The organism is Acinetobacter bouvetii, from assembly GCF_902753875.1.
GTDB lineage: Bacteria > Pseudomonadota > Gammaproteobacteria > Pseudomonadales > Moraxellaceae > Acinetobacter > Acinetobacter bouvetii_A.
Genome location: NZ_CADDTS010000007.1, coordinates 1 through 26,718, shown reverse-complemented (window position 1 = coordinate 26,718; position 26,718 = coordinate 1). Strand labels below are relative to the sequence as shown.

General features: G+C 42.1%; 24 protein-coding genes. 7 read left to right on the top strand and 17 right to left on the bottom strand.

What is annotated here, in order from left to right; all coding sequences use genetic code 11:
- Window positions 1–13: 13 nt before the first annotated feature.
- Window positions 14–1,687: an acyl-CoA dehydrogenase family protein gene (locus FB6_RS01935; RefSeq protein WP_174558388.1), complete on the bottom strand. Its 1,674-nt coding sequence runs from the start codon at window positions 1,685–1,687 to the stop codon at window positions 14–16.
- A 92-nt stretch (window positions 1,688–1,779) separates the two neighbouring features.
- Between FB6_RS01935 and FB6_RS01930 the strand changes: the two genes are divergently transcribed.
- Entirely contained in the window at window positions 1,780–2,409 is a 630-nt protein-coding gene (locus FB6_RS01930) for a TetR/AcrR family transcriptional regulator (RefSeq protein ID WP_174558387.1), read from the top strand.
- Between the two features lie 64 nt (window positions 2,410–2,473).
- Here the strand turns inward: FB6_RS01930 and FB6_RS01925 are convergent, their stop codons facing one another.
- Complete coding sequence (locus tag FB6_RS01925) at window positions 2,474–2,626, bottom strand: hypothetical protein (RefSeq protein WP_174558386.1); 153 nt, start codon at window positions 2,624–2,626, stop codon at window positions 2,474–2,476.
- 427 nt (window positions 2,627–3,053) lie between these two features.
- On the opposite strand from FB6_RS01925, the gene FB6_RS01920 reads away from it, so the two are divergent.
- The gene (locus FB6_RS01920; RefSeq protein WP_174558385.1) at window positions 3,054–5,243 is read left to right on the top strand and encodes a TonB-dependent receptor; all 2,190 of its coding nucleotides are present in this window, start codon (window positions 3,054–3,056) and stop codon (window positions 5,241–5,243) included.
- Window positions 5,244–5,447: 204 nt separating this feature from the next.
- Here FB6_RS01920 and katG read toward each other — a convergent pair whose 3' ends face one another.
- Window positions 5,448–7,643: a catalase/peroxidase HPI gene (katG, locus tag FB6_RS01915; protein WP_174558384.1), complete on the bottom strand. Its 2,196-nt coding sequence runs from the start codon at window positions 7,641–7,643 to the stop codon at window positions 5,448–5,450.
- Window positions 7,644–7,953: 310 nt separating this feature from the next.
- On the opposite strand from katG, the gene FB6_RS01910 reads away from it, so the two are divergent.
- On the top strand, window positions 7,954–8,397 hold the full coding sequence (locus FB6_RS01910) for a thiol-disulfide oxidoreductase DCC family protein (protein ID WP_174558383.1): 444 nt from the start codon (window positions 7,954–7,956) through the stop codon (window positions 8,395–8,397).
- A complete protein-coding gene (locus FB6_RS01905) occupies window positions 8,378–8,788 on the top strand; it encodes a DoxX-like family protein (protein ID WP_174558382.1) in 411 nt (136 codons plus the stop codon). Before FB6_RS01910 ends, FB6_RS01905 begins: the two co-directional genes overlap by 20 nt.
- 39 nt (window positions 8,789–8,827) lie before the next feature.
- Here FB6_RS01905 and FB6_RS01900 read toward each other — a convergent pair whose 3' ends face one another.
- The 9 genes from FB6_RS01900 to hcaE all read right to left on the bottom strand — a co-directional run bounded on the left by FB6_RS01900 (window position 8,828) and on the right by hcaE (window position 17,949).
- A complete protein-coding gene (locus FB6_RS01900) occupies window positions 8,828–9,883 on the bottom strand; it encodes an MBL fold metallo-hydrolase (RefSeq protein WP_174558381.1) in 1,056 nt (351 codons plus the stop codon).
- Between the two features lie 75 nt (window positions 9,884–9,958).
- Entirely contained in the window at window positions 9,959–10,897 is a 939-nt protein-coding gene (locus FB6_RS01895; RefSeq protein WP_174558380.1) for a cation diffusion facilitator family transporter, read from the bottom strand.
- Between the two features lie 555 nt (window positions 10,898–11,452).
- On the bottom strand, window positions 11,453–12,361 hold the full coding sequence (locus FB6_RS01890; protein WP_174558379.1) for a DMT family transporter: 909 nt from the start codon (window positions 12,359–12,361) through the stop codon (window positions 11,453–11,455).
- A 283-nt stretch (window positions 12,362–12,644) separates the two neighbouring features.
- Window positions 12,645–13,880, bottom strand: a complete 1,236-nt coding sequence (gene hcaD, locus FB6_RS01885; RefSeq protein WP_174558378.1) for a 3-phenylpropionate/cinnamic acid dioxygenase ferredoxin--NAD(+) reductase subunit — start codon at window positions 13,878–13,880, stop codon at window positions 12,645–12,647.
- 11 nt (window positions 13,881–13,891) lie between these two features.
- Window positions 13,892–14,854, bottom strand: a complete 963-nt coding sequence (locus FB6_RS01880; RefSeq protein WP_174558377.1) for a 3-carboxyethylcatechol 2,3-dioxygenase — start codon at window positions 14,852–14,854, stop codon at window positions 13,892–13,894.
- A gap of 65 nt (window positions 14,855–14,919) precedes the next feature.
- Entirely contained in the window at window positions 14,920–15,738 is an 819-nt protein-coding gene (gene hcaB, locus FB6_RS01875) for a 3-phenylpropionate-dihydrodiol/cinnamic acid-dihydrodiol dehydrogenase (protein WP_174558376.1), read from the bottom strand.
- A 2-nt stretch (window positions 15,739–15,740) separates the two neighbouring features.
- The gene (gene hcaC, locus FB6_RS01870) at window positions 15,741–16,067 is read right to left on the bottom strand and encodes a 3-phenylpropionate/cinnamic acid dioxygenase ferredoxin subunit (RefSeq protein ID WP_067763933.1); all 327 of its coding nucleotides are present in this window, start codon (window positions 16,065–16,067) and stop codon (window positions 15,741–15,743) included.
- On the bottom strand, window positions 16,067–16,585 hold the full coding sequence (hcaF, locus tag FB6_RS01865; RefSeq protein ID WP_067763936.1) for a 3-phenylpropionate/cinnamic acid dioxygenase subunit beta: 519 nt from the start codon (window positions 16,583–16,585) through the stop codon (window positions 16,067–16,069). Before hcaF ends, hcaC begins: the two co-directional genes overlap by 1 nt.
- Window positions 16,582–17,949, bottom strand: a complete 1,368-nt coding sequence (gene hcaE / locus FB6_RS01860) for a 3-phenylpropionate/cinnamic acid dioxygenase subunit alpha (RefSeq protein ID WP_174558375.1) — start codon at window positions 17,947–17,949, stop codon at window positions 16,582–16,584. The genes hcaF and hcaE overlap by 4 nt, the downstream gene beginning before the upstream one ends.
- 281 nt (window positions 17,950–18,230) lie before the next feature.
- Here hcaE and hcaR point away from each other — a divergent pair, with 281 nt between their 5' ends.
- Together hcaR and FB6_RS01850 are read left to right on the top strand one after the other, a co-directional pair.
- Window positions 18,231–19,130, top strand: a complete 900-nt coding sequence (gene hcaR / locus FB6_RS01855; RefSeq protein WP_174558374.1) for a DNA-binding transcriptional regulator HcaR — start codon at window positions 18,231–18,233, stop codon at window positions 19,128–19,130.
- 285 nt (window positions 19,131–19,415) lie between these two features.
- Window positions 19,416–20,093 carry a DUF1345 domain-containing protein gene (locus FB6_RS01850; RefSeq protein WP_174558373.1) on the top strand — a complete coding sequence of 226 codons (678 nt, stop codon included), beginning with the start codon at window positions 19,416–19,418 and terminating at the stop codon, window positions 20,091–20,093.
- A gap of 69 nt (window positions 20,094–20,162) precedes the next feature.
- Here the strand turns inward: FB6_RS01850 and FB6_RS01845 are convergent, their stop codons facing one another.
- The 5 genes from FB6_RS01845 to mhpD all read right to left on the bottom strand — a co-directional run bounded on the left by FB6_RS01845 (window position 20,163) and on the right by mhpD (window position 25,754).
- The gene (locus tag FB6_RS01845) at window positions 20,163–21,020 is read right to left on the bottom strand and encodes an alpha/beta fold hydrolase (RefSeq protein ID WP_174558372.1); all 858 of its coding nucleotides are present in this window, start codon (window positions 21,018–21,020) and stop codon (window positions 20,163–20,165) included.
- Between the two features lie 293 nt (window positions 21,021–21,313).
- Window positions 21,314–22,567 carry an OprD family outer membrane porin gene (locus FB6_RS01840; RefSeq protein ID WP_174558371.1) on the bottom strand — a complete coding sequence of 418 codons (1,254 nt, stop codon included), beginning with the start codon at window positions 22,565–22,567 and terminating at the stop codon, window positions 21,314–21,316.
- 424 nt (window positions 22,568–22,991) lie between these two features.
- Window positions 22,992–24,011 carry a 4-hydroxy-2-oxovalerate aldolase gene (gene dmpG, locus FB6_RS01835; protein WP_174558370.1) on the bottom strand — a complete coding sequence of 340 codons (1,020 nt, stop codon included), beginning with the start codon at window positions 24,009–24,011 and terminating at the stop codon, window positions 22,992–22,994.
- Between the two features lie 11 nt (window positions 24,012–24,022).
- Window positions 24,023–24,919: an acetaldehyde dehydrogenase (acetylating) gene (locus FB6_RS01830; RefSeq protein WP_174558369.1), complete on the bottom strand. Its 897-nt coding sequence runs from the start codon at window positions 24,917–24,919 to the stop codon at window positions 24,023–24,025.
- A gap of 37 nt (window positions 24,920–24,956) precedes the next feature.
- Complete coding sequence (gene mhpD / locus FB6_RS01825) at window positions 24,957–25,754, bottom strand: 2-keto-4-pentenoate hydratase (protein WP_174558368.1); 798 nt, start codon at window positions 25,752–25,754, stop codon at window positions 24,957–24,959.
- A gap of 428 nt (window positions 25,755–26,182) precedes the next feature.
- Between mhpD and FB6_RS01820 the strand changes: the two genes are divergently transcribed.
- Window positions 26,183–26,578 carry a hypothetical protein gene (locus FB6_RS01820; protein WP_174558367.1) on the top strand — a complete coding sequence of 132 codons (396 nt, stop codon included), beginning with the start codon at window positions 26,183–26,185 and terminating at the stop codon, window positions 26,576–26,578.
- Window positions 26,579–26,718 lie beyond the last annotated feature (140 nt).

The following is a 26,718-nucleotide window of genomic DNA, read 5'->3' as shown; positions in this document are numbered from 1 at the left end:
ATATTCAATGAAATTAACTGGCAAAGGCCCTTTCTAATAAACGCTCTACATCTACCTGTTTTGCATCCAGCATACCGACTACTTGGCCATGCTTGGCGCTATAACGGCTTTGAATAAAACCCGCTGCCACATAGTCAGGTGCATATCTTTTTAATAACACCGCTTGTGCCAATACCGTTAAGCGACTGACTAAGCTACGCCCCATAAATTGCAAGTCCTCAGATGATTGATGAAATAATCTAAACAAGTCTTGTAATTCAGTTTGCAGGGTTGCATCTGTATGTGCTGTGATCGATAAATCTTTAAATAATACTTCGATGGACTCAGCATCACGTGCAATTGCACGCAGCACATCCAAACACATGACATTGCCCGAGCCTTCCCAAATGGTGTTCACCGGCGCTTCTTTAAAAATCCTTGCCATGATGCCGTTGTCTACATAGCCATTGCCGCCAAAGACTTCCATCATTTCACCGGTGAGCTCTACTGTACGCTTACAAATCCAGAACTTGGCGGCTGGGGTCATAATACGTTTCCATGCCACAGACAAAGCATCATCGGATTCATAACATTGTGCCAAATGAAAACTAAGCTGAGTGGCTGCTTCACTTTCTAAAGCTAAATCTGCCAAAACTGCACGCATCAATGGTTGATCAATCAATAGTTTGCCAAAGGCTTTTCGCTGACGCGTATAGGCAATGCACTGCACTAAGGCTTGGCGTAGCATGGCACTTGAACCGACTGAACAGGTTAAACGGGTGTAATTGGCCATTTCAATAATGGTCGGTATGCCACGTCCTGCTTCGCCAATCATGATGCCCCATGCATTCTTAAATTCGACTTCAGAGCTTGAGTTGCTGCGGTTACCGACTTTTTCTTTTAAGCGTTGCACCTGAATTTGATTTTTGCTGCCATCTTCCAACCAACGAGGGACAAAAAAACAGGCCAAACCGTCTTGTTCGGTTTTTGCCACCACCAAATGCGCATCACACATAGGGGCAGAGAAAAACCATTTATGACCTGTAAGTAAATAAGCTTGTCCTCGACCTGTTTCCGCGACTGGTACGGCAAGGGTTTCATTGGCACGCACATCCGATCCACCCTGCTTTTCTGTCATGCCCATACCCAGCCAAATCGACTTTTTCTGTGCAATCGGAACATCACGCTCATCGTATTCAGTGGATAAAAGCTTCTCACCTATTTTTGCCCAAAGTTCAGGTTCACGTTGTATGAGTGGAATGCTACCTAGCGTCATTGAGTTTGGACATAAATTGCCGCATTCGACTTGGCCTGATAAATAAAAACGCGCTGCCCATTCTACCCATTTACTTTTAGAGTCCGGCTGATTGAAGGGATGTGCATGGGTATCAAACTGACGGTTTAGACTCATCCATTTATGCCATGCAGGATGGAATTCAATGTAGTCTTTTCGGCGCCCACGAGCATCAAAAGCTTGTAAAATTGGAGTGTGGCGATTGGCAAGATCTGCATATTCATAATATTCACTAGAACCTACAACTTTGCCCATTTCGCACAAGGTAGCCTGATCATGGCTGCCATAACGTTTTAATATTTCGTGTAAAACCGCATCACTTGAAAATAGATTGTAGTTTTCCAATTCATCAAATTGATTCGTAATTTGATGGGTCATCCATGTCTGATCGAATGTCGGATTTGATGTCTGCATTGTTTATATTTCCTGCTTGTTCTTATCTCCATTTCATTTCAGTATAGCCAATTATTCACTGCTATATGTTCGGCTTTTCTTGGCCTGTCTTTATGAAATATTCTGAGATAAACGTACGACGTAAGCCTCGCCAATCACGCGCAAAGCTCACGCAAGAAGCATTACAAGAAAGTTTTGTTCGGCTTTTACATGAACGGCCTGCCAATAAAATTACCATTCGTGAGATTACCGACCTGGCAGGTGTCGGCTTAGGCACCTTTTATGAGTATTTTTCCAAAAAAGAAGATTTGATTGCGCTGACCATTCATTTACATGTGAAACACAATGCCGAACAGATGAAAACTTATGCACAATCGCTGATGCAGTTATCCACAGCTCTGGATTTATCGGCTTATTTACAGCAGATGATCCATTTTCAAATTGAGCAGGTTCAAGGACAGCAATTTTTATGGGCGCAGGTGTTTTTGCTAGAACGGCAGATCTCCAGTATTGAAATCTATCAAAAAAGCTATGCCATGATGGTGGACATGTGGCGCTGTATTTTGGCGCCATTTGAAGCTGAAATTGCACTCGATCGACTGGCATTAAATATGCAGCGGGTGTGTTATGGCTTTATTTCACAGACTTTGTTGATCCAGCCAGAGTTCGACGACTGGCATATTTTAAAAGAGGATATGATGATGGCGATTCATCCTTTAAGCTATCCGCATACGCCGCGATGAGTAAAAATACCGCATAAAAAAAGCGGGATTTTCCCCGCTTTTCCTTTTTAAACAGCCGTCTGAATTATTGCGCTTTAGCCGGCTTTGGATGGTCTTTAGCATTTGCATCTTTCGGTGGCATTGGACAGCCGTTGGCATCTTTTGGCGGTTGCGGACGATCTTTGCCATTGGCATCTTTTGAAAGGTTTTTAAAGTTAGCGTAACGACCTACTTTCATGTTTTTGGATTCAGATGCTATGTAACTTGAACACGGAATTTAGACATGCCACAGGCGATTATGGCTTTATTTTGCAAACCTAGTGGATAGAGCCGGAGTTTGCGGAGTGGGATGAGTTGAAAGAAGATATTATTCAGACTTTGGTTAACTTAATTTTTTAATAGAAATGGCCTTTTTTTTAAATTAAAGATCCTTTTTTGATTGGCAAAAGATTTTGAATTGATCACAAAAAAATCCGGATTGTTTCAAAAAGAGGCTTTTTATGTATTCTTCAAGTTAAAATAATTTCTTAAATTATTGATATTTAATAATATTTAACTTAAATAACGACCATTATGTAAAATGGCGAATAAAAGTTTTTTACTTTGATAATAATAATGATTATTATTTGCACCGACATTAATACTTACTATATCGGAAGATAAGAATGCAATTGTCCCACTTTAGTCTTTGCCTTCTCACGACTGCTATTTGTACCCATCTTTATGCAGATGACACAAGTGCAAGCGTATCTAAAACACCAAATGCCGAAGTGCAACTTGCTACCATCGTGATGACGGCAACGCGTACACCAAAAAGCATTGCTGAAACTGCGGGTACCGTGCAAACCATTTCTGCAGATGAAATTGCCCAGCAGGCGGGTACAGGACGTAAAGTGGCTGATGTTTTGGCACAACTGGTTCCGTCTTTAGCACCAAGTAGTGGCACTACCAGTAATTATGGTCAAACCATGCGGGGTCGTAATGTACTGATCATGATTGATGGAGTCTCACAAACCGGTTCACGTGATGTGGCGCGTCAGTTGAACAGTATCAGCCCGGATTTGATTGATCATATTGAAGTGGTTTCTGGGGCGACCAGCATTTACGGTTCCGGTGCGACAGGCGGTATTATTAATATTATTACCAAACGTGCGGACAAATCCAAACCAGTCAGTTTCCAGACCAAATTGGGTGTGACATCAGCGGATAATTTCCGCAGTGACAGTCTGGCCTATCAAGTTGGACAAACAGCATCCTTTGCAAATGACAAGGTCGATGGTTTTCTCGGTTTAGACTATACCAGCCGAGGTTCGCAGTTTGATGCGAATGGTGATCGTATTTCATTAAGCCCATGGCAGGGTAGCAATATGGATAGCGACACTATTGATGTAAATGGTCGATTAAATTTTAATTTAACTGACAATCAGAGTCTAAGTTTTGGCGCTCAATATTATAAGGATGAACAGGATACCAAATATGGCCCTGATTATTCATACCTGCTGACAAAAACAGATCCATCTTTAAAAGCAATAAAAGGCTGGAGCTTAAATAATCAACCGTTTACAGAACGTTATGCCTTTAATACACAGTACCAAAATCAGGATTTCCTGGGACAGGTTTTAAATGTTGAAGCGTATTATCGCAATGAAGAATCGCGTTTTGTGCCTTATGGTTATTCAAAAGATGGTACCAATGTAAAACAAAGCCAGTCGAATGTGGACTATGCAGGTATTCGTTCAACCCTGCAATCACATATGAAAGTGGCCGATCGAGATCTAAAACTCACCTATGGTCTGGATTATGACTGGGAAAAAGATCATCAGTGGGCGGACTACTATACGCCAAGCAATAATGGTCTAGTCTATACCCCGACTGGAGAAAAACAAGGTTCAGGGCCCGATACACAAATCCAGAATATTGGTACCTTTGTGCAAGGAGATTATGCATTAACCGATCAGCTGAATATTCAAGCTGGTGTACGTTACCAATATGTTCAGGCGGATACGGACAGTTATTTAACTGCACGTAACCCGATTACCTTAATGGCTGCTGATTCAACAGATTCTGATAAATTCCTGTTTAACCTGGGAGCCGTGTATAAACTCACGGATGCACAGCAAATTTATGCCAATTTCTCGCAAGGTTATAGCTATCCAGATGTACAACGTGTGTTGCGTGATGTCGCTGCATATACCTTAACGACTTCTGGAATTGCACCAATTACAGTCAATAGCTACGAATTAGGTTGGCGTTTAAATCAGGATTCTGGTTTAAATCTAGGCTTAACAGGTTTCTATAATACTTCTGACAAAGTCGTTCAGTTTAACTCCGACCGATCAGTGAATGTGGTCGATACCGATCAACGTATTTATGGCGCAGAGGCCACAGTCAGTTATCCATTTATGGACAATTACAAAGTCGGTGGAACGCTAGGTTATACCCAAGGTCAATACAAAGACGCGGCTAATAACTGGCATGAGTTAAATGCTTTTGCGGTTTCACCGATGAAAGGTACATTGTTCGCTGAATGGAATCATGCAGAAGGCTATGGTGTACGTGCTCAAATGTTGGCCATCAAAGGCACTGATAAAGCCTATAAAGATGACCTTGCATTAAAAGCTGCTGGTATTACTGATGGTAATAGTGCAGCAGATATTAAAGGCTATACTACCATGGATGTATTGGCGCATTTCCCGTTAGCGAAAGGTCGTGTGGACTTTGGTGTTTATAATGTATGGGATAATCAATATAAAACCGTATTTGCGCAACAGGCTGCTGTGACCAATGCCAATTCACTGCTGGCAATTCCTGCTGAAGGTCGTACTTTTGCATTGGGCTATACTGTTAATTACTAACGCAATAGGCATGAAAGGTATAGAAATGATTAATTTTTCCTAAAATTACCATTCTACTCGTCATATGAAATTTAATATAAATTAAGTAATATCAATACCTTAAAACATTAAAAACTGTGCAGATCAAAACTCAGTTTTTTTCATAAGCGATCATTGTTTCACAAAAAAACCGCCCGAGGGCGGTTTTTCTAATTTCACTACAGATTATTTTTTCACATCAAAACGGTCTGCATTCATCACTTTAGTCCAGGCTGCCACAAAGTCTTTTACAAACTTCGCTTTGTTGTCATCTTGCGCATAGACTTCTGCATAGGAGCGCAGAATCGAGTTAGAACCAAACACAAGATCTACACGTGTTGCAGTCCATTTCGCGGCACCTGTTGCACGGTCTACAATGTTATAGCTGTTCTTGCCAGTTGGCTTCCAGTTGTACTTCATGTCAGTTAAGTTCACGAAGAAGTCATTGCTCAGCACACCCACGCGATCAGTGAATACACCCTCTTTCGCGCCACCGTAGTTCGCACCAAGTACGCGTAAACCACCAACCAGCACGGTCATTTCAGGTGCAGTTAAACCCAGCAATTGTGCGCGGTCTAACAGCATTTCTTCAGGTTGAACCACAAAATCTTGTTTCACGAAGTTACGGAAACCATCTGCTTTCGGTTCGAAATCTTCAAACGAATAAACATCAGTTTGCTCTTGAGATGCATCACCACGACCTGAAAGGAATGGTACATTTACGTCCACGCCTGCAGCATGTGCTGCTTTCTCAACCGCTGCTGTACCACCTAATACAATGAGATCTGCAATGCTGACATGAGCGGCTGAAGCTGCTTTGATTTCTTCAAGTTTCGCCAATACTTTCGCTAAACGCGCTGGCTCATTGCCAACCCAGTCTTTTTGCGGCACCAGACGGATACGTGCACCATTTGCACCACCGCGGTAATCTGAACCACGGAAGGTACGCGCGCTGTCCCATGCTGTTGCAATCAGTTCCGCTGAAGTTAACCCGCTGTTTAAAAGTCTTAATTTTAAATCTGCAACATCTGCTTCAGATAATGTATTGCCTTTAGGCGTTGGATCTTGCCAGATTAAATCTTCTGCAGGAACATCTGCACCTAAATAACGTGTTTTAGGCCCCATGTCTCGATGCGTCAATTTGAACCAGCCGCGAGCAAAGGCATCTGCCAATTTGTCTGGATTTCTATAGAAATCTTCCGCAATTTTGCGGTATTCAGGATCAAATTTCAGTGCCATATCGGCATCTGTCATCATTGGGTTACGGCGGATGTTTGGATTGTGCGCATCAACAGGCTTGTCTTCCTCTTTGATATTCACAGGTTCCCATTGTTTCGCGCCTGCAGGGCTTAACGTTTTTTCCCATTCATAGGTGAATAGCAAGTAAAGGAATTCATTGTCCCATTTGTCTGGATGCGTTGTCCAGGCACCCTCTAAACCGCTGACCATGGTATTTGGGCCATTGCCTGTACCTTCAGGGTTATGCCAGCCTAGACCTTGGAATTCTACGTCTGCACCTTCAACGTCTTTGCCGAGCAGTTCAGCTTTACCATTACCGTGTGCTTTACCGACGGTATGACCACCTACGGTTAATGCAACAGTTTCTGCATCATCCATACCCATACGGTCAAAGGTCACACGCATGTCTTGAGCCGTACGAAGTGGATCTTGAACGCCATCTACACCTTCGGGGTTGACATAGATCAAGCCCATTTGTACCGCTGCAAGTGGATTTTCTAAAGATGAACGGTCAGCATCGCTCGCATAACGCTCTTTGGTTGGCGCAAGCCATTCACGCTCTTCACCCCAGTAAATATCTTTTTCAGGTGCCCAGATATCGGTACGACCACCGCCAAAACCGAAAGTTTTCAAGCCGGCAACGTCATAAGCAACGGTACCTGCCAAGACAATCAAATCACCCCAAGAGATTTTGTTGCCGTATTTACGTTTAATCGGCCAAAGTAAGCGACGGCCTTTATCGGTGTTGACGTTATCTGGCCAACTGTTGAGTGGTGCAAAGCGTTGGTTACCGGTATTTGCACCACCACGCCCATCTTGCTTACGGTAAGAACCTGCCAAGTGCCAAGCAGTACGCACGAACATACCAATATAACTTCCATAGTCCGATGGCCACCAGTCTTGGCTGCTGTTGATCAGCTCGCGTAGATCTTGTTTCACCGCTTCCAGATCCAATGAGTTAAATGCTGCCGCATAGTCAAAGTCTGGATCCATTGGATTGGTTTTTTTATCGTGTTGAGACAGAATGTCGAGATTAAGGGCATTCGGCCACCAGTCGGCATTGTTGGTACTGGCTAAACTGGTTTGACCACCCTCTTGTTTGTTGTGGAATGGACAACCTGAAGATTGTTGATCTTGTGACATGTTTGAACTCCCAAAAATACGTTCAAATGATTATTGTGAGGAACCGTTTAAATACATCTAATTCATAATCAAAATAACTGTTTTTTATGACAATCTAAAGCAGCTTTTACGAATGAAAACAATCGAAAATGTCTATTTATGTCTATGCAGAAGTAAAAGATTGATGCAGCTTGAAAAAGCAAAGCAAAAGTCTTAAAACATGTATTATCAATACACTTAAAAAAGCATCATGCGCACACTTTTGACGCTGTTTTTTTATCCATCACTGTTTGCTATAGTCATGCCATAACCAACTAAAAATAAATTAGTCATGTCCTATCCTATTGCCACCATTATTCAAAAACATGACATTATCTTATTTGATGCCATCTGCATGATTTGTAACGGCTGGGCAAAATTTCTGATCAAACATGATCAACACGCAAAGTTCAAACTGGTTTCTGCTCAATCGGCTTTGGGTGAACAAATTCTGCACTATTACGGCATGTCCACCAGCCACTACACCACCATGGTGGTGATTCTAAATGGACAGCTGCATACCGAATCAACCGCTTTACTCAAAGTCATGCAGCATTTGGGACTGCCTTTTTCGCTGATGAATGCAGGTTATCTCATGCCTCGGCCCATTCGGGATTTTCTCTACCGCCGTGTCGCACTGAATCGCTATTGGCTCTTTGGTCAAACCAATAATTGTCTGATCCCTTCTGCTGAAAACAGACCGCATTTTTTGGAACATGCCATTCGTGAATCATAAACTTCTATTAGACAGACCGCTTCTTCTCATCCAGATCACACTTGCTGTGCTTTGGATTTATCAGGGCCTGATCCCTAAAATATTGTTTCAGTCGGCTGCTGAAATCGCCATTTGGCAAAGCATGGGTCTAGAGTTACATCTGGCAAAAATCTGTGTTGCCCTCTCAGGCATGATTGAAATAATGTTTGGCTGTACTTTTCTGCTTTGGCAAAGAGCAGTCTTCATCCATCAGCTTAATATACTGGGCTTGAGTGGATTATTACTGCTCATTATGATCACCGATCCCCTGCAACTCACCACTGCCTTTAATCCAGTGGTGATGAATATTGCCATGATTACCCTTTCACTGCTGGCGATTCAACTTTTCAAGCTAAGCCAACAGTCATCCTAAAAAAATCATCAACATAATCAACAATCATCTTAAACAGACTTAAACCACCAGACGCCGCCCTTCCCGCACGCAGTAAAACGGCGTCATCAGTTTGGAGGTGTTTTTCATCGCCACTTTTAAATCAATCTCAGGCTGTTCCCGACCTTCATCGGTCAGCTGAAAGGTTCGATAATGAACCGCCAGCGAACATTTAGAATGTAAATCCTTATGCGCCTGAAAAGCCTCCTGCGGGTTCAGGTGCATATAACGCATCAGCTCACGCGGCTCATAGGCCCCAATCGGTAACAGTGCAACACGCGGTGCGCCCAAACGGCTGTGAATTTCTTTAAAATGTGGCGAATAACCGGTATCACCAGCAAAGAAACAGTGGTCTTTGCCATGCAACACGGAAAAACCGCCCCAGAGTGCCCGACTATGATCACGCAAGCCGCGACCGGAAAAATGCTGTGCCGGGGTATAGATAATTTTTAAATCATGCAACAAAGATGATTGCCACCAGTCCATTTCCAGTACATGAAAACTTTTGGGCAAATACCAGGAATTGCCCAGACCGGTATAAATGGGCATGGCAAATTTATCGTGCAACCATTCCAGACTGGCCAGATCCATATGGTCATAATGATTGTGACTGAGCAGCACGGCATGAATGGTTGGCAATTCTTCCAGAGCAATCCCGGCAGGAATTACCCGTTTTGGACCTGTGCCCTGCTTCGGACTGGCATATTCACACCAGACCGGGTCTGTAAGCAAATTATAGGGCCCAATTTGAATCAAGACAGTGGCATGGCCGACAAACCACACTTGCCAATCATCCAGACTGGCATTGGGCCGATCCTGCGGAATGGCCCGTTTGCTGGCATGAAATTCGGCCTGTTCCTTAGCCGTATCGACATTCCAGGTCGATGACTTGCGGGTGAGCAACCACTTGATCAGCTCGGCCCGTCCACGCCCTGCCGGATTGGGCAATGCATTGAAGAATCGCTCACCATTATGATGATTCGAATACATAAATTGAAATGAAGGCTGACGCCAGGTATGTGACCAGCTTGCTTTGGTCGGGAGTTGAAAGTGTAATTGCTCAGGCTTCTGCTTCATGTACATTCAATTTCTTAGTGTGACCTAAACATCCAAAATCCGATATCTTGAATGTCGCGCCATATATATCACGTTTTATTCCAAACGTCCTTTCATACGTTCCAACCACACCTGTTTAGTTTGCGGTTTGATAAACAATGCCACAATTTCCGGGTGAATCTGTTTAATTTTCGCTTCAATTCTGTTGACGCAAGCCTCAATGTCATCGGAACTTAAATTGTCTTCAAACTCCAGACTTAAGGATGCCACGACTTGATGCGCACCCATCTGTTCAGTCAACACACCATTGGCCGACTGTACCGCCTCATCTTCCTGGGCTATCAACAGAATATTGTTGCGTAGTTGTGGATCGGCCGTTTCACCCAGCAATAGCCCTTTGGTTTCACGGGCTAATAAAATAGCAGAAATCGCCAGCACAATGCCAATCAAGATCGAGGCCACCCCATCCAGTTCAGGCATGTTCAGAGCATGAGCCAGATAAATACCGATTAATGCAATAAAAAGACCACACAGCGCAGCACTATCTTCAAATAGTACTGTAAAGGTGGTCGGATCTTTACTGCGGCGAAAAGCTTCGAAATAGCCTTGATTCCCTTTGACCTTGCGAAAAGCTTTTAAGGCCACAAACCATGAAGTGCCTTCGCATACAATCGCGATAACCAAAACAATATAGTTGATAGTGGGATTGAGCATTTCTTCAGGATGCAGCACATGCTGTATGCCCTGATAGATGGACACGATGGCACCGAGAGCAAAAACCATTAATGCCACAATAAAGGCCCAAAAATACAGTTCTCGCCCATAACCAAAAGGATGTTTATAGTTGGCCGGCTGTTGCGATTTTTTCATGCCGTACAGCAGCAAAATTTCGTTCAGGGTATCCACAACCGAGTGAATCGCTTCACTGAGCATGGCCGAACTGTTGGTCAGATAGGCAGCGACGAACTTGACCAGAGCAATGGCCAGATTACCTGCCAGTGCCGCATAGACCACAATTTTATTGGAATCAGACATTCAAATTTGTCCTAAACTTATTGTTATCAAACAGATCTATTTGATTTTATGAATCGTTCCATAGTACTCAATCTCATCGCGCGAGTTGTTTATTCTTTTGTTGTTTTTAGCGCAACTGACGATTGTTTCATCAGTTTATAAGTTGCTTATATTTAAAATGTTCCATGTGGAACAAAATATTACTTTTAGCTTGAAAAGGAATTGCAGAGAAGAAATTAAAATCTGATTGATGAAAGTGATTTTCAAGCATTTTTTCGTTAATCAAATAGCAATTTTATTCTTTAATATTTTGTTTATACAAAGATTTAAAGTCATCTTGTTAAAGTTAGGAACTTCATTGCCACATTTTTTCAATAAAATTGAAAATTATTTGTGTAGGCGAAGTCTTACTTTTGAAAGGCTAAAAGTAAGCAAAAGCCTTTGTTACCCATACACAACATCCTTGTTGTGATGGGTAACGTGTGGCATCCCTGCCACACTCGTGTATCCAAAGCTTGCTTGAATTAATTTATAACATTAGTAGCCTTCAGCTCCTTTGTTCTATCCACATATTACTTAATGCCTGGAAAAATACTGCTCGCGCCACTCTTTCCAAAAGTACATCACAATACCAAACATCACAACGACGATTCCGATAAAGGCATTCGAGCTAATATTTTCACTGTTCAACGTTGCTCCCAAAACCAATGCAATGACAGGTGTCATCACATTACTGAGGGACACAGTTGATGCCGCCAAACGTTTGATCAGCCAGAAGTAACACAGCATCGCCACAATTGATGACATGATCATCGTAAAGACAAAACCGATCATGGCACGACCGCTTGGCAACGCGGTTGGAAAATGCTGCCAAATAAATGGAATGATGAGCACCGAACCCAAGGCAGAAACAATCAGGGAACCGGTCGCCTGAGACATCGGTTTTAACGGTGCGTTAATCTGCTTCACCCAAAAAATCGAACTGATATACGACACCATGCTGATTAGCATCAGTAGGATACCAATTGGATTAACTTTACTATCAGCAGAGTCGGCAAAGACAAAAGTTAAACCACCCACTGCAACTGCCATGCCCAACCACTGCAAAGCGACCAATTTATGTGTTTTTAAAATCACATGTCCAATCAAACCGGCAATTAAAGGTGAAAAGCCAAAAATCAGTGCCATTAAACCTGAAGTGAGATAATTGGCTGCGAGATAAATAAACAGCTGCGCGCCAATCAAATTCAAACTCCCTGCCACATAACTTTTCATTGAAGTTTCATCAAACGGCAAAGGATCACGCATCAGTTTTAATAAAAATAGTGCAATGATGGATGCACCAAAGTAGCGAATGATCAGCACCCACATCGGGTGGATTTCCTGCACACTCCACACAATCGCGAGCGGCGTCGTCGCCCAAATCAGTACCAAAAGCGCATAAATACTTGCCGTCACCAATATTGGCGTTGAGTTTGAATTCATAAATTGCTCAATTAAATTTATCAAAAAGAACTGAACTCAATTTATGTTCAATCCGGTATCAACAATACTGATGGCGGCATGGATGCCGCCCGATCGTTTGGGATACACGGAAGTATCCTCAAACGATCAAAAGATTTTTGTTACTTTTAATCTTTTAAAAGTAAGGCATCGCCTGCGCAAAGGCATATAAACCAAAATGTAATGTAAGGCCGTGACGCTAAAACTAAAGACATAAAAAAACAGACCCACGTTACCGCAAGTCTGCTCTTCTTAGACATTCAGCTTACTTTACAAGTTTACGTAAATCTTGGCTTAAATCTAAATATTTATCCGCTTCAAACGCCGCATTTTTGCTAATCAATTTTTTCAAATGACGCATCTCTTTCGCAGCATTCACAGTGATACCCCCAACGATGACACCGTCAGTCACACCAAACAATACAAATGAAGACTCAGCCGCCAACTCAGGTTTGATTTCACCACGAACGATCCATTCGCTTGCAGCCATATCACCGACAAACTGGTAGTTGATATTCAACTGATCTGTCCAGAACCACGCTGGGTTTGGTGTAGGATGTTCTACATCCATTACATGACGCGCAAAGATACCTGCTTGAAGATTTGCATTTTCCCAAGTTTCGACACGACGGTGATTACCGCAGTCACGAAGCTGAGTCGCAACGTCACCCGCTGCATAAATGTCTGGATGCGAAGTTTGGCAGTTATCATTCACTTTAATTGCGAAATCAACATCTAAACCAGCATCTAATGCAAGTTGAGCATTTGGTACAATACCAATACCGTAAACTACAGCATCTGCACGAAGTTCTTCACCACCTTCAAGCGTGATCACCACTTCTTCGCCATCCAACTTACAGTCAGCAATAGAAGTCGAAAGACGAACATCTACACCGGCAAGACGTTGTTGAGCCAATAAAAATTCGCTCAATACACGTGGAGATGAACGACCCATCACCATTGGGCCCATTTCAATCACGGTCACGATACAGTCTTTAGATCGTGCTGAAGATGCAAGCTCAAGACCAATCACACCACCACCGATCAATACAATACGGCGACCCGCTTGTAATACAGGCACCAATGCTTGTGAATCTTCAAGGTTACGTAAGGTATAAACGTGTTTACCCAAAGCATCGAAATTCGGTAAACGGCGTGCTGCACCACCGGTTGCTAGAAGCAACTTGTCAAATGCAACGTTTTCACCATTTTTCAATTCAACAATTTTCGCATCGCTATGGATTTTCACCACGCCATTGCCACGAATATGTTCAACACCGAGTTCTGCCAATTTTTCTTCTGACAGAATTTCGATTTTGGTTTCTTCAGGTTTTAGAATCACGTCTTTAGACAAAGGCGGACGTTCATAAGGAAGATGTGTTTCATCACCCACCAAAATGATTTTGCCTTCATACTTGTTCGCACGGAGTTCTAAAATGGCGCTAGCACCAGCTTGACCAGCTCCAACAATAACGATGGTTTCGATACCATTTTGGCTCATGGGTTTGTTCCTTATTTCAATTCTGCAGATACGATGCCGAAGCCCGCAATCCACTCACTAATATCTTCGTAGCAATGTGTTGTCATGTCGTATTCGCCCACTTCATGTAGTGCAGCAAAAGCAGCCATCCAAGAACGAACTTCTTGACCGCCACGACCACCTTCAACACGAATTTCAGCTTCAGTCATTGCTTCAATTGCAGCGAAGTCAGCTTTGGCAAAAGTTTCAAGCAATGCACGATCCCATTCAGGGTTAAGTGGCACTGCGACAGAAGTATCACCAGCTGCGAGCTTTTGACCTACTGCAATAATTTTGCCTTGACGTGCATTACGCGCATCAATTGTTGGGTTACGACCTGCAATCAGGAATTCTTCCACTTCAGGAGGCACTGAACCCATTTGCGGTGTTGGTGGATCATGAGACAAGCCACCTGTACCCAAAACAAGTACACGTTCATTTTCTAAGTTCAATGATTTAATGAACTGACCGACTGCACGACCCAAAGCGACTGTACGCTTGGTTGTTGGCATCGGCGCAGCTGCACCATTGATAAAAATTGGAATCGTTGGATAACGATCGAGTTGACCACCACATAGGAAATGCAATGGTTGAGTCACACCGTGGTCTGCCTGCATACGATAAGAGTATGCAACATCAACACCTTCATCCAATACACGACGAACCAGACTAATTGCTGTTTCTTCAGGCACATTGATATGGTCATTGTCTTTACCATAATCCCAATCGCCTGCTGCTTTGGCACGGATACCGACGCAGAAAGATGGCATGAGGTCATAAAAGAAACCATTGAAATGGTCGGGACCAAAAGTAATGATCAATGTTGGATTATAGTCTTCAACTTCTTTCGCAAGTTTGGCAAAAGTTTCGCGAACTTTTTCCTCTTTGTATTTCTCTTGCGGAGAAGCGAATTCCATGAGGGGACTGTGCGATGCACAAATAAGTTTAACGGCCATGGGTGACTCCTAAACGGAAGGCAGCCAAGACGGCTGCCGATTAAGTCCTTTACGTATTTGGCGAATTAGATCTCGTCAAAGAAGCCAGCACGTGGTTGACGTAAACCACGGATACCCAAACCACATTCTGCGTTAATTAAAACACCAGTCAGCGGACGGTTGTTTTGACGAGAAGCCAATAACACATAAGAACCAGTCATATCTTCAGGTTCTGGCAAGAAGCCAAGCGGCATACCGCGCCCAATTTTTTCAGGATCACGGGCATCAAGCAGGCCAAGGTTTTCCTGACCTAAAGACGCAGCGCCTTTGATGTTGACATTCATACCTGACGGAGCAACAGCGTTCACTCGTACTTTAGGCGCAAGCTCATAGGCTAATTCTTTCATCACGCCCACACCCGCATGCTTAGATGCTGTGTATACAGGGCCTCCGCCTGCTGAATACAGTGCTGAGTTAGACAAAGTAAATATGATAGAACCTTCTGAAGTTATCAATGCATCAAGTGCAGCTTTAGCACCTAAGATGAGAGATTTGGTGTTAATACCCATAATCTCATCAAAAGCTTTTTCCAGCTGTTCACCCGATGTATTGACGATATCTGCGTAATGATCCCAGATACCTGCGTTTCCAACGAAACAGTCAAGTTTCCCAAAACGCTCAACCGTTGCATTTACAGCACGGACGTTATCAGCATAGCTGGCTACATCACCCTCGATCGCAAGAACTTTACCGCCGAAGTGTTCATTTAAGGCATCCACTTTGGCTTTTGAACGCTGAAGAACCGCCACTTGCGCACCTTCTTCCAAAAAGCGTTCAACCAATGCCCAGCCTAAGCCTGAACCACCACCGGTAATAAGTGCAACTTCGCCTTGTAGCCAACCCATGATTACTCTCCTGCCATCTCTACGTATAAAGCACCATCTTCAACAATCACAGGGAATGTTTTGATAGGATCTGTTGCTGGTAAGCATAATGCTTGACCAGTTTTCAAACAGAATCGAGCCGAATGAAGTGGACATTCAACAGTGCCATCATCTTCAAGATAACCTTCAGACATTGAAGCATTACCATGTGAACAACGGTCGTTCATCGCGAAAAATTCGCCATTATTGTTGAATACTGCAAGCGCATCGATACCGTTAACGCCGCAATCTACTTTCAATGCTTCGCCTTCGTCTAATTCGTCAACTTGGCAAACAAAAATCTTATTCATTAGAAGAACACGCTCAGGTTATGTGAGTTGTAAGTCACCTGATCAAGGGTAATCTTACGGTTGAAGATTTCGAAACCTTGCTCAGTGTCGACTTTGCGGATCTTGTCGTGACGCTTACCACAGTAGATTGTTACATCTTTCTCTTTCTGGGTACGGTACAACAAGTACGTTACGTAAACGTCGTATTCGCCTTCAACTTCAGTCGCTTCAACAATCACATTTGAAACCATGTGTGTTGTACGTGAAGGAGGTTCTTCAGCCCAAGCCATACCTGTCTCTAAACGAGCTACACGGCGTTCCAACAAATCTTTAGTATCGTTAAATACCCAAGTTGTTGGTGGCTCAATCGAACGACGACGGTCACGTGTTTGCGCGTTTGGTGTTGTGCGTAGCGTATAAGAAATATCTTCCGCTAATACAGCTAACCAATCACGGAACTTCCAATCGTCTAGCAATTTTGCTTCACGATAAAGAAACTGACTAATTTGGTGATGGAGTTCTAAACTAATTTGACTCATTTCATAAGCTCCTTCTCATATTCGTCAGCCGCAGCTTCAACGTCTTCCCATTTTTCATGAATCAATAGGTCAGCCCAACGACGGTACATACCACGTGCAGCTGTTTCTGAGAAAATGTAGTTGGTGATACCAGGGATACCATCTTCACGAACTTTCTCGTTACCTTTACCCATTTCCATAATCAATTTGTTTTGACGGGCTTTATAACCACGTAAAACTTTTTGAATTTCAATCCAGTTCTCAGAGTCATCTTGCTCAAGGAAACCAGCAGGACCGAATGCGCGAGTCGCAGAACGTTCGAATGCTTCTTTCACTTCTTGAGATGCTTCAGCGTCTGCAATACAGAATGCCCATACTTCAGTTTTGTTTGGACCACGTGGGTGCCATACACGAAGTGTTGCTGTACCGTTCAACCAAGACAATGTTGGGAACATGGTGTTGTGACCAGCAAGACGTAATGCACGTACTTCGCCTAAACGCTCTTTCACTTCTTCGAATGTTTCACGGAAGTAGTTAGCAACTTCACCATCTACCCAAACGTTAGCATCTGGTTTTTCTGTGAAGAAGAAGCCTGAACCGTGACCACGTGAACCGTATTGGATCGCGTCTTTCGCAGTTTCCCATACAGGACGAGCAGTTTGTGCAGCACCTAATTTCTTAGATGATTCGTCATCTGGTTTTGCACCCAAAACTTGGATTGCAGATGCGTGAGAGAACAATGCGTGGTATTGGTCAGATGCAAACTGTTCAGCTGCAAATTTCCAGTTACACTCGATTTCCCACTTGTGTACACCACCGATAATTTCTGTACCACCTGGACGACGGTCAAGAACACCATCTAAGTACCAAGCGATATCGCCCATGTATTCTTCTAGGTCAGGTGTTGTTTCATCCCAACAAGCGAATACCAAGCCTTTGTATGATTTAACACGGTTAACTTCAACCAGACCCCATTGCTCTTTGCATGCGCCTTGCGGGAAAGCACGTTCTTCAAGCGGGATATCTTTTAAAGAACCGTCAATGCCGTAAGACCAGCCGTGATATGGGCAAGTAAATGCACGTGTATTACCACAGTCTGCAAAGCTTACGCGCATAGAACGGTGACGGCACTGGTTTAAGAATGCTTTGATTGAGCCATCTTTTTGACGTGCCACAATGATTGGGTCTTCACCCATGTAGGTATTGAAGAAATCACCAGCCTTAGGAATTTGGCTTTCATGGCAAAGGAATAACCAAGTACGACCGAATACACGTTCGAGTTCGAGTTCGTATAAATCTGGGTCAGTATAGATGGATGGCGAGATACGTCCATTTTGCGCATCGACTAAAGCGTCGATTTCGCGAACATCAATTTTTCCACTCATGAAAGCTCTCCTGCGACAACCGTGGGGTCACAAACAAATAGACTCAACTTTTACTGGATGATGGTTTTTTAGAGGCTTTTAGTGAAATATTTTTTTTGTTTCAATTAAGATATTTTAAAGATAATTGGCAGACATTTTTCTTATATTAAAACATCAATAGATTGCGCCAGACCATTTATTTTCTAAATAGCAGAATCATCTTCACGCCATAGTTGTTTATAGATTATACTCTTAGCAAATCATAGTAATACATTTTTTGGATTACTCATTGGACGGATTATATGGAATTACGACACCTTCGATATTTTATCACCGTTGCAGAAGAACTAAACTTCAGTAAGGCAGCGTTAAAGCTTTATACTGCCCAGCCATCTTTAAGTCAGCAGATCAAAGATTTAGAAGATGATGTGGGCGTAAAGCTGCTATATCGCACCAAACGCAAGGTTGAATTGACCGAAGAAGGTGCTGTATTCCTGGAACAAGCACGTTTAACGCTGGCTCAGGCAGATAAAGCCATTGCCATGGCACGTCAGGTTTCACAGGCCAAGCAGCAAATGCTACGCATTGGTTTTGTCCCTGTCGCGGAAATGAAAATTTTCCCTTATGTACTACCCAATTTACGTGTACAAAACCCTGATTTAAAAATTGATTTGCTTAGCCTGAATAACAGTGAGCAGATGAAATTGCTGAAAAAAGGTGAGCTGGATGTTACCTTCACCCGACATAATTTCAATAGTGATGAAATTGAAAGTTTATTTGTTTTACGTGAGCCGCTGATCTTTATCTTGCCGGAAAATCACCCGTTGGCAAAATATGAACGCATACCAGTTAAAGCATTGAATAGTATAGATTTTATTATTCCAGCAGCAGAGCAATCATTGACCTTGCACAATGCCATTTTAGACTTTTCCAAAGCTAATGGCATTGAGTTTAATATTGTGCAAAAAGCCGACAATATCTTATTTAATATTAATGCTATAGGTATGGGACTCGGTTGTACCATTCTGCCAGGTTATGTTGCACCACTCATCACAAGCAATTCAGTGATTCGCACCCTAGATGTTGAACTTCCTTACCTCGACTTGTATGCGAGTTACCATAAAAACAGCAATTCTATCGCGGTGAAGAAGTTTATCGAGCTACTTACTCATGTGTTTTATCTAAATATTAATCGTGATTAAGTCATTTTTTTCAGACTAAAGTTGAAAATTGCAGCCCTCATTATTTTTCTCATAAATAATGGGGGCCTTTTTTATTTCAAATTGTGTATTTTTAAACCATTTCAGACTTAAGTCTTAGGCATATTTCTTATCGTTTACTCTTTGATGATAGGAAATAACTTATAATTTTTTCCTCATTCACCCATAAAATTTTTTTTTATAATCAGAAATTACAACTTAAGTCTAATAAAACTTTGACAGGCAGCTGAGGCTCTGGTGGTATCTAAAACAACAATAAAGGACAAGATGATTATGCAGCTGATTCAGCAGATTAAAACCAGTATTCAATCGCATCTTTATTTCTTTGTTATCTTTCCAGCAATAGCTGTGCTGTATCTGATTTTAAATTTCGTCACGCCATGGAGCTGGTCGACCTGCCTATTAATCAGCTGGAATATCACCATCTATACATATTTGTTTTTCACCGTCACTAAACTCTGGCGTATAGACCATGGTCATATCCTGCAGCGTGCCATGCAGCAAGATGCCAGCAAATGGATCATTATGTTTTTGGTGATCCTCACCTTAATCATGTGCTTTATTGCCATTATTATTGAAATTAATCATTTACCTCAAAATACGAGCATTCGAACCGGTCATTTGGTCCTCTCTATTCTCACCATTGCTTCCGCATGGTTTTTTATGCATACCATCTTCGCCATTCATTATGCACATGATTTTTATTTGGCCCTGGAAAAACATAAGGAAGGTGGCTTAGAATTTCCAAAATCACCGCAACCAACCTATCCTGACTTTTTATATTTCAGCTATATCATTGGCACCTCTGCGCAAACAGCTGATGTCAGCATCACCCGTCAAAGCATGCGGGTTTTAAATACCTTACATTTAATTTTGGCTTATGGTTTTAATACCACCATTCTGGCCATCAGTATTAATGTTGCAGCTAACTTTATAAGTACCTGATCGATTTAAAATTCCATAAAAAAAGGATGACCGAAGTCATCCTTTTTATGGCTTTATAGCAAGATATACTTAAACGCCACGTGCAGCTAAGTAATCTTTAATTACAGTGTTAAATTCTTCTGCTTTTTCCACTTGAGACCAGTGACCACACTGGCTGAAGATGTGTGCATCTGAATTTGGAACCGTGTTTAAAATATCCCAAGTACGTGACACTGGAATCACTACGTCTTGTACACCATGAATGAGCAATACTGGAACAGTAATGTCTTTCATTTTTTCAAAATCAAGCGGGAATTCAAAACGGTCACGGTCACGTGCGCCCACAACGTCCATTAAACGGTTAGATGCATAGTCATTTGCAGCTGAAGCAAAACGTACTTTTACCAATTCTTCAGTGATCAAGTCTTTGTTTACAACAAACATAGACAATGTTTTCTTGATGCCCTCTTCAGTCAATACCGGGTTAGCATGCGCTTTTAGTGCAGCAGTCTGTTTCGCACCACCTGTACCCATAGACACAATACCCAGTACACGCTCTGGATAATCCAATGCTAATTGGAATGCCAACCAGCCACCCAAAGAGTTACCCACCAACCAGGTTTTTTCAATGCCAAGTGCGTCTAAAGTACGTACCGCGTGGTCTACCCATGCACGAATACCGTAAGCGGTATTTGGTGCAACCACAGTTTGACCATAACCAATCGTGTCGATTGCGATACAACGTGCTTGCTCACCAATTTGTGGCAAGTTTAACCACCAGTTTGCCGCAGCCGATACACCTGTACCTGAACCGTGCAAGAAAAGAATAGGAGTACCTTCACCCACTTCGTGATAGTGAGTCAACTCACCTTCTGCTGTTTCAATCCATTTGTCTTCTAAGCCAAAGAATGGATCTGTTGTATATTCAGGGATTTGAACAGTGCTCATACATACTCCTCGTACAGTCTTTAGCTTGCGTTTCCATCTTTATTGAGAATTTAACGTCAAGTTGACTCAGTGAAATTTACTTTTTTACAGCCTTATATTACCTGTTCGCATCCGTCCAACTGATACAAATTTACGATCAAACACTATAAAAAAACGATAATTTAACTATTTGTTTTTAAATACTTTATTTAAATTAAACCCTTAGATTTTTGAGGGTATTCAAAAATAAAATACGTTTCAAGCATAAAAAAGAGCGACTGGTCTACAGTCGCTCTTTTTATCCGTTTCACCAATTAGAACTTATAGGTATAAGTGGTAGCTACACGGTACTCTTTCAGATCAGACTTATAATCGAAATCCGCATCGATATACATCGCCTGGAAGCCTAAACCTTTCAACTTACCCTCAGGAACGGTGTAGTTTACAATTGCATTAAATTCTTCAGAGTCTTGATTTTTCAGTGCACCAACAGTTGCATCCTGCCCCATCATGTACACAGCTGTTGCCGATAAACCTTTAGCACCTAAATCAGAAAAATCATAGCCGTATGTTAAACCAAGTGATTTTTCATCAGGGTAAGTAAATGTTGCTACACCCCAGTTCACTAAGTAAGGCTGCGGTACCCAGCCACCCAAGGTTGGAAACGCACTTTTACCAAACATTTGCTGATAACCCAAACCTACCGTATGTGCACCGTAATTCACTTTTGCACCAACAGACAACGCCTGATTATCAATCTCTTTATACAGCTTGTCACCAGACTCCGAGTTATCAAAGTAACGGATATGGCTGTCCAACTTGGCTTTTTCACCTAGTTTGGTTTTGTAGTTCACACCCACATAATGCTGTTGGTAAATGTCTTTAACATCGGCATACCAGTAACTAGCGCCAATTTCCGGAGTAAATTGATGATCAATACCCGCAATATACATACCGTCAGCAGCAGGACCATTGTCATAATATTTCGCACCTTTTGCCGGCGCAAACAACGTCAAGTCACGGAACTGGTTGTCATAACGGTTATTAATACCATCAATGTAGGCCAAAGTAAGTTTGGTATCTTTAATATCTTTAGATTCCAGCCATGCACCGCTATACGTCGTAATTAACTGACGAGACGGATCAAAGACTAAAACTGGTGATACCGGCAATAACTCACCCACTTTTAATTCAGTTTGTGAAACTTTGGCTTTTAAAGTCGCACCGACTTTACCAAAGTTGTCTTTAGACTCTTTACCATCATGTGGCAAAACCCAGTCTGCATTTTTATCACGACCATTTAACTTGAATGCATGCTGAACCAACAGGTCCGCACCCACCTGAATGCCAGCACCAATATCTTGATAGCCTGACTTCGCATCCAAAGTCACGCCTTGAGACCATGAGCCCCAATTTTTATTTGGTGTTTCCGCAATCTGACGGTCTAAATAGAAATTTTTAAATTTCAATTGTACTTGGCTGTCGTCAACAAAATCTGCACGTGATGCAGTTGTCCCTAAAGTTGCTGTCGCAGCAAGTATTGCTATCCATAAATTTTGACGACGCATGGCTTATTCCTAGTAATCAAATTAAGCTATGACGCCATCATGCTGAACTATGTCGTGAAAAAAAATCCGACCAGAGTCTTAATATTGCAATAATTTAACGTTATTTTTGTCGTTTTTTAAATTGTGTAGCCTATTTCGTTAAGAACTTTAAACAATAAGATATTTCACATAAATTTTATCCTGTGATTTTTAAGGCCTTGTTCCGGTGTCTATTTTTAGCATTTTTTGCTTTTTTGCTTGCTAAAAAGAAATGATTAATCGTTTTTAAGTTTAAACAGCTTTAAAATTCAGTTAAGCAATTGATTATATTAATATATTTCAACTATTGCATGATATTTTTTATCTATAAATTAAATATTCAGGCATAAAAAAGCACCCAGGTTAGGGTGCTTTTTTGGCTTGATTTTTAATTAAAACTTAAAAATCAAGCATTCGCTTCTTTGGCTTTAGACATGGTCAAGGCCAAATCTTCGATCATGTCTTCTTGACCGCCAACAGTACCGCGGCGACCCAATTCCATAAGAATTTCACGTGCTGATACGCCGTATTTTGCTTCTGCGCGTTTAGCGAACAATAGGAATGAAGAGTAAACACCTGCATAACCTAAAGTTGCTGCATCACGGTCAGCACGGATTGGCTGATGCATCATTGGAACAACCAATTCTTCTGCAACGTCTTGGACTTTGAACAAGTCTACGCCAGTGTCCATACCCATACGGTTAGCCACAGCAACGAATAATTCAAGCGGTGTATTACCTGCGCCTGCACCTAAACCGGCAGATGCCAAGTCAACACGGATCGCGCCAGCTTCAACTGCTGCAACAGAGTTTGCAACACCCATACCCAAGTTGTGGTGACCATGGAAACCGAGTTCGATGTCTGAACCTAAGTTTGCACGTAAAATGCCCACACGGTCAGTTACATCTTGAGGAAGCATATAACCAGCAGAGTCAGTCACATAGATACAGTTTGCACCGTAAGACACCATTTTTTGCGCTTCTTCGAGCAATTTTTCTGGAGAAGCCATGTGCGCCATCATCAAGAAGCCCACAGTGTCCATGCCCAATTTTCGCGCAGCAGTAATGTGCTGTTCAGAAACGTCTGCTTCTGTTGAATGGGTTGCAACACGAATGGTAGAAACACCCACATCATGCGCCATGTGCAAGTGATCCACCGTACCGATACCCGGAAGTAAAAGTGCAGACACTTTCGCTTGTTTAAGGTTTGGAATCACCGCTTTTAAATATTCTTCGTCAGTCGCCGCAGCAAAACCATAGTTTACTGAGTTACCGCCAAGACCGTCACCGTGTGTCACTTCAATTAAAGGAACACCGGCATCATCAAGCGCAGTTGAAATTGCAACCATTTGCTCGATTGATGTTTGATGGCGCATTGGATGCATACCATCACGTAAAGTCATATCGTGAATAATAACCTTAGACATGTGGCTACTCCTTAAGCTTCAACTGTTGATAAAACGCGTTCTGCAAACATTTCTGCAGTACGTGCAGCAGCAGCAGTCATAATGTCGAGGTTACCTGCATATTTAGGCAAGAAGTCACCTAAACCTTCAACTTCTAAGAAGATTGAAACACGGTTACCGTCAAATACTGGACCGTTTACAAGTTTGTAACCCGGTACATATTTTTGAACTTCTTTAATCATTGCATGCACAGATTCTGTGATCGCAGCTTGATCTGGTTCACCTTCAACAAGGCAGTGAACTGTATCACGCATCATCAACGGTGGCTCAGCCGGGTTGATGATGATGATTGCTTTACCTTGTTTCGCACCGCCCACTTGTTCAATTGCGCCCGCAGTGGTACGTGTAAATTCATCAATGTTTTTACGTGTACCTGGACCTACTGATTTAGTCGATACAGTGGCAATGATTTCACCGTAGTTCACTGGTTGAACGCGTGAAATAGCCGCAACCATAGGAATGGTTGCCTGACCGCCACATGTCACCATGTTTACGTTTGGCACTTCACCTTGTTCAAGCAATGCTTCAAGGTTTACTGGCGGTACACAGAATGGACCAATTGCAGCCGGTGTCAAGTCAATCATCAACACGCCAAGTTCATTCAACTTGCGGCTGTTTTCAGCATGCACGTATGCAGAAGTAGCATCGAATGCAATTTTGATGTCGTCTGCAATCACGTGAGGCAATAAACCATCTACACCTTCTGCAGTGGTTTTAATGCCCATTTTTGCAGCGCGAGCCAAACCTTCAGAAGTTGGGTCAATCCCCACCATCCATACAGGTTCTAAAAATTCACTGCGTTGTAATTTGTATAGCAAGTCAGTACCAATATTCCCTGGACCGATCAATGCACATTTAATCTTTTTCATGAACAATATCTCTTAAAAATGCGCTTAAAATTCTGACTTATTCAGCAGCAAAAGCAGCAGTTACAGAACCAAAGCCTTCAATTTCCACAACAAATTCATCACCGGCATTAGCTACAACCATAGGACCTAATGCACCAGTTAAAATAATGTCACCTGCAAGTAAAGGACGACCACGACGTACCATTTCATCCGCTAACCAAACAGCAGCATTCAACGGGTTAGATAAACATGCTTTACCCACACCTTGAGACACGATTTCTTCACCGCGTTTCATGGTCATTTTGCAATTTACAAGATCGAGATTTTCAAGTTTCACTGGACGTGAACCTAAAACATAAGCTGCTGAAGATGCGTTATCTGCAACAGTATCAATCAATGAAATTTTCCAGTTTTCAATACGGCTATCGACCACTTCTACAGCAGGCAATGCATATTCTGTTGCACTGATAATGTCTGCATAAGTGTGTTTTTCTTGGGTTAAATCTTTGTTGATGATTAACGCGATTTCTGCTTCAACTTTCGGTTGAATCAACAGGCCAGCTGGAATCGCTTCGCCATCGCCATAAGCCATGTCGGCAAACAGCATACCGAAGTCAGGCTGATCTACACCTAGCTGTGCTTGAACAACTTTAGAGGTTAAACCAATTTTACGACCGGTTAGGCGACGACCTTCAGCCACGGCGCGTTGGGTATTTACTTCTTGAACTGCATATGCAATATCAACATCTGCACTTTCGCCGCCAAGCTGTGGGCGTACAGGTGCAATCGCAGTTTTTGATAATTCAGCGTCACGTAAGGCTTGCGCAACTGATTCAACAACAGCAGAATTCGACATCAATGTTTCCTTAAACTGCAAAAATTGGACTTATACCGTTTTTGATGGAAAGGCGATGAACACTAAGAACAAATCTGTAAACTACTCAAAGCCCAGCAAATGGCTGCTGCCATCTTGGTAAACGCGTATATGTATAAACAGTTTTAGAATCGGAAAATTGCGGTTTTTATGCCAATACTTATTTTATTTATGACAATAGCTAATTCCTATAAATTAGCTTGGTTTTATTTTTTAAAAACAACCATATGAGAAAAACTCTAAAAAATGCATTCCTGCATCAGGTGTAGAAGAAATCATCCGCTATCCTCAAACATGTATGATCTACGACTAAAAGACTAGATTAAGTGATTATTTTGAGCGCAAACATCATATTTCAGCATACGCAAAGATGTTACTTATATCATTCAAATCAATAAACTAGATATTTCATGAATAACAAACTCATATTAAGCACATTCTTATTGTGCACCTTTTCTAGTGTAACTTTTGCACAAAATTATCAAGATTCACTTAAAGGCAAATATCTTATTTTAGAGGGCGCTGAATGTGCCGGCTTAAAATTTAATGCTCAAGCCACTACAGCAGCATGGCAAAATGAAATGGAATGCAGCCGCGGTTATTATAATAAAGATGCATGGCGCATCACCTGGCTGTCACCAGAAATTTTTGTCATGACCGAAGTCATTCGCCCGAATGATATTTCACCACCCCGCAATGATATTTATAAAATTATGAGTATTCAAAATAAGATCGTCACTGTTACCAATTACTGGACAGGATGGGGAAATCAAAAACCTGAGGTACAAAAATTTAGAATTAAATAAAAAGGGATCACCTCACTGCTGTCCCATAGTTTGCTTTAAATAAAAAACCTGAGTCTAAAGTAGTTAAAATATAAGTGCGACCAAACACTTTAACTATAAGGACTCAGGTTTTGTCACATCAGAATACCGTATTTCATCAA

Bases quoted from the DNA above. Each gene is read 5' to 3' on its own strand.
- hcaR (WP_174558374.1), top strand. From the start codon at position 18,231: ATGGAATTACGACACCTTCGATATTTTATCACCGTTGCAGAAGAACTA.
- dmpG (WP_174558370.1), bottom strand. From the start codon at position 24,011: ATGTCTAAGGTTATTATTCACGATATGACTTTACGTGATGGTATGCAT.
- hcaF (WP_067763936.1), bottom strand. From the start codon at position 16,585: ATGAGTCAAATTAGTTTAGAACTCCATCACCAAATTAGTCAGTTTCTT.
- FB6_RS01845 (WP_174558372.1), bottom strand. From the start codon at position 21,020: ATGAGCACTGTTCAAATCCCTGAATATACAACAGATCCATTCTTTGGC.
- mhpD (WP_174558368.1), bottom strand. From the start codon at position 25,754: ATGTCGAATTCTGCTGTTGTTGAATCAGTTGCGCAAGCCTTACGTGAC.
- FB6_RS01830 (WP_174558369.1), bottom strand. From the start codon at position 24,919: ATGAAAAAGATTAAATGTGCATTGATCGGTCCAGGGAATATTGGTACT.
- hcaE (WP_174558375.1), bottom strand. From the start codon at position 17,949: ATGAGTGGAAAAATTGATGTTCGCGAAATCGACGCTTTAGTCGATGCG.
- hcaC (WP_067763933.1), bottom strand. From the start codon at position 16,067: ATGAATAAGATTTTTGTTTGCCAAGTTGACGAATTAGACGAAGGCGAA.
- FB6_RS01930 (WP_174558387.1), top strand. From the start codon at position 1,780: ATGAAATATTCTGAGATAAACGTACGACGTAAGCCTCGCCAATCACGC.
- hcaB (WP_174558376.1), bottom strand. From the start codon at position 15,738: ATGGGTTGGCTACAAGGCGAAGTTGCACTTATTACCGGTGGTGGTTCA.
- katG (WP_174558384.1), bottom strand. From the start codon at position 7,643: ATGTCACAAGATCAACAATCTTCAGGTTGTCCATTCCACAACAAACAA.
- FB6_RS01935 (WP_174558388.1), bottom strand. From the start codon at position 1,687: ATGCAGACATCAAATCCGACATTCGATCAGACATGGATGACCCATCAA.
- hcaD (WP_174558378.1), bottom strand. From the start codon at position 13,880: ATGAGCCAAAATGGTATCGAAACCATCGTTATTGTTGGAGCTGGTCAA.
- FB6_RS01925 (WP_174558386.1), bottom strand. From the start codon at position 2,626: ATGAAAGTAGGTCGTTACGCTAACTTTAAAAACCTTTCAAAAGATGCC.
- FB6_RS01920 (WP_174558385.1), top strand. From the start codon at position 3,054: ATGCAATTGTCCCACTTTAGTCTTTGCCTTCTCACGACTGCTATTTGT.
- FB6_RS01905 (WP_174558382.1), top strand. From the start codon at position 8,378: ATGCCATTCGTGAATCATAAACTTCTATTAGACAGACCGCTTCTTCTC.
- FB6_RS01910 (WP_174558383.1), top strand. From the start codon at position 7,954: ATGTCCTATCCTATTGCCACCATTATTCAAAAACATGACATTATCTTA.
- FB6_RS01900 (WP_174558381.1), bottom strand. From the start codon at position 9,883: ATGAAGCAGAAGCCTGAGCAATTACACTTTCAACTCCCGACCAAAGCA.
- FB6_RS01895 (WP_174558380.1), bottom strand. From the start codon at position 10,897: ATGTCTGATTCCAATAAAATTGTGGTCTATGCGGCACTGGCAGGTAAT.
- FB6_RS01820 (WP_174558367.1), top strand. From the start codon at position 26,183: ATGAATAACAAACTCATATTAAGCACATTCTTATTGTGCACCTTTTCT.
- FB6_RS01840 (WP_174558371.1), bottom strand. From the start codon at position 22,567: ATGCGTCGTCAAAATTTATGGATAGCAATACTTGCTGCGACAGCAACT.
- FB6_RS01850 (WP_174558373.1), top strand. From the start codon at position 19,416: ATGATTATGCAGCTGATTCAGCAGATTAAAACCAGTATTCAATCGCAT.
- FB6_RS01880 (WP_174558377.1), bottom strand. From the start codon at position 14,854: ATGGCCGTTAAACTTATTTGTGCATCGCACAGTCCCCTCATGGAATTC.
- FB6_RS01890 (WP_174558379.1), bottom strand. From the start codon at position 12,361: ATGAATTCAAACTCAACGCCAATATTGGTGACGGCAAGTATTTATGCG.